The sequence below is a fragment of the Mycobacterium sp. genome (assembly GCF_035314665.1).
Taxonomy (GTDB): domain Bacteria; phylum Actinomycetota; class Actinomycetes; order Mycobacteriales; family Mycobacteriaceae; genus Mycobacterium.
Genome location: NZ_DATFZD010000333.1, coordinates 1 through 2,717 on the forward strand (window position 1 = coordinate 1; position 2,717 = coordinate 2,717).

Sequence of the window (2,717 nt, forward strand, 5' to 3'; positions counted from 1 at the left end):
CCCCGAATCCGGCTTCCGGCAACGCGGGTGTTAACAAACCGCTAACAGCGCCAAAGGAAGTGTTGTCGTTGCACTTTGGCTCGCGTCGCCGGTATCAGGACTCGGCGGGGCTGGGCGCCTCGCCGAATCGGCTCAGCGCCAACACTGCTGCGACCGCTACGACGAATCCCGCTACGACCATCCAGCTGAGGCCCGGACGGGTTTGGTCACCGAGCCACATCACGCCGACGAGCGCAGGGCCAACCGTTTCACCCACCACCATCCCGGCCACCGCCGTGGTCACCGATCCGCGACTCAAAGCGGAGGTAAGCAACAAAAACCCGGCCGCTCCCCCCGCGATCACCGCGTACACGGCGGGGTTGGTGTAAAAGGCGGCTTTCGTCGGGTCGATGGGATCGATGAGGCGAACGGCGACCTCGACGACCCCGAAGCCGCCGCCGGCCCCAAGCCCCAGCACGAGTGCGCGGGACCGGTCGCCCAAGCGGCCCGCCGCCGCGCCGGCGATGAACAACACGGCGACCACCACCAGCAGCCCCCAGCCGAGTCCGGCCGGCCCACGCTGCGTGCCTTCGGGTCCGGCGGCAAGACCGAGCGTCGCAAGGCTCGCGCACACGACGCCCACCGCAGCCCACTCCAATGTTGACAACCTGGCCGACAGCATCCAGGCGGCCTCGATCGCGGTGACCGCGAGCGAAGCCGCGATCGCCGCGGCGACGACGTAGATGGGGACCAGGCGCAGCGCCGCCACCTGCAATAGAAAGCCAACGCCGTCGAGCGCGATGCCCGCGAGATAACGCCACTGCCGCAGCGCTCGGAACAGCAGGGCCGCGTCAACTCCGGATTCGCTGTTGCCGGCGTCCACCGAGCGGGTCGCCGCGGCCTGCAACACCGTCGCCGTGCCGTAGCACACCGAGCAACCCAAGGCGAGCAGCAAGCCGATCAGCACGGAACAGAGCCTATTTCGGCGATTACTCTGCCGAGTCGCTTTCCGATTCAGCACTGTCGTGCTCGGGCAGCAACCGCTCCAGCGCCGCACCGGTGATTCGCCGGAAAGCCCGCCGGGGCCGGCTGGCGTCGAGGATGGCGACCTCCAACGTCGACACGCCCAGTTTGGGTTGGTCGCCGCCGTTAGCGCTGCCGGCCTGCAGGGCTTCCACCGCGATTCGGACCGCATCGGACAAATTGGCGTTCTCGGCGTAGGACTCCTTGAGCGCGGTGCTGATCGGTTCCGTCGTCCCGCCCATCACCACGAAATGCGGCTCGTCGGCGATCGACCCGTCGTAGGTGATCCGATACAGCTCAGGCGGTTTGGTCTCGCCGTAGTGCGCGACTTCGGCCACACACAACTCGACCTCGTAGGGTTTGGCCTGTTCGGTGAAGATGGTGCCCAGCGTCTGCGCGTAAACATTGGCCAACTGGCGACCGGTGACGTCACGGCGGTCGTACGCGTAACCGCGGGTGTCCGCAAACTGAATCCCGCCGCGGCGCAGGTTGTCGAACTCGTTGAAGCGGCCGACGGCAGCGAAGCCGACCCGGTCATACAGCTCGCTGACTTTTTGCAGCGACCGCGATGGGTTCTCCGCCACGAACAACACGCCCCCGGCGTAGGCCAACGCCACCACGCTGCGACCCCGGGCGATGCCTTTCCGCGCGAGCTCGCTGCGTTCCCGCATCGCCTGCTCGGGCGAAATGAAATACGGAAAACTCATGAATCACTTCCCGCACGCTCCGCGTCCGGGCCGAAAGTATCTGCACGAGAACGTCTTTCGATGACCTCACGGGCCAGCTCGGCGATGCGCTGCTCGGGAACGTTGGCGGCGCCGTCGGCGCCGACGGTGACCGCAGTCGGGTAGATGCCGCGGACCAGATCGGGCCCGCCGGTGGCCGAATCGTCATCGGCCGCGTCGTAGAGCGACTCAACGGCGACCCGAAGCGCGGAATCGGCGTCGGTCACCTGCGAGTACAGCTTCTTGATCGACGATTTGGCGAAGATCGAGCCAGAACCGACCGACTGGTAGCCCTCCTGCTCCAGGTTCCAGCCGCCGGCAGCGTCGAACGAGACGATGCGACCGGCCTTCTCCGGGTCCGGGTCGTCGATGTCGAAACCGGCCAGCAGCGGCAGCGCCACCAGACCCTGCATCGCGACGGCGAGATTGCCGCGCACCATGATCGCCAGCCGGTTCACCTTTCCGGCGAAGGTCAGCGGGACGCCCTCCAGCTTCTCGTAGTGCTCGAGCTCGACGGCGTAGAGGCGGGCGAATTCGACCGCGATGGCCGCGGTTCCGGCGATCCCGGTCGCGGTGTAGTCGTCGGTGATGTACACCTTCTGCACATCGCGCCCCGCGATCATGTTGCCCTGGGTGGAGCGCCGGTCGCCGGCGATGACGACGCCGCCGGGATGCTTCAGCGCAACGATGGTGGTGCCGTGCGGCAGCGGCGCAGCGCCGGACTCCGCGGTACCGGTGCCCGCGGGCAGCAGCTCGGGGGCCTCACGGCGCAAGAAGTCCGAGAAAGAGGAAAGACCGCCAACGGCGGTTCCGGGAAGTGGTGTGTGGGTGGCCAGGCGATCGCGAAACGGCCAGGTCACTGTCCGCCCTTTTGGACGTATGCGCGGACGAAGTCTTCGGCGTTCTCTTCCAGAACATCGTCGATCTCGTCGAGCAGGTCGTCGGTCTCCTCGGTCAGCTTCTCGCGACGCTCCTGGCCCGCGGCCGTGC

General features: G+C 67.1%; 4 protein-coding genes. All 4 read right to left on the reverse strand.

Annotation, left to right across the window (positions count from 1 at the left end; genetic code table 11):
• Positions 1-94: 94 nt before the first annotated feature.
• The gene (locus VKI00_RS22940; protein WP_324441551.1) at positions 95-946 is read right to left on the reverse strand and encodes a DMT family transporter; all 852 of its coding nucleotides are present in this window, start codon (positions 944-946) and stop codon (positions 95-97) included.
• A 22-nt stretch (positions 947-968) separates the two neighbouring features.
• On the reverse strand, positions 969-1,709 hold the full coding sequence (gene prcA / locus VKI00_RS22945) for a proteasome subunit alpha (protein ID WP_324441553.1): 741 nt from the start codon (positions 1,707-1,709) through the stop codon (positions 969-971).
• Entirely contained in the window at positions 1,706-2,587 is an 882-nt protein-coding gene (gene prcB, locus VKI00_RS22950) for a proteasome subunit beta (RefSeq protein ID WP_324441555.1), read from the reverse strand. The genes prcA and prcB overlap by 4 nt, the downstream gene beginning before the upstream one ends.
• A partial coding sequence (locus VKI00_RS22955) for a ubiquitin-like protein Pup (protein ID WP_324441557.1) occupies positions 2,584-2,717 on the reverse strand: 134 nt, incomplete at its 5' end. The genes VKI00_RS22955 and prcB, both read right to left, overlap by 4 nt.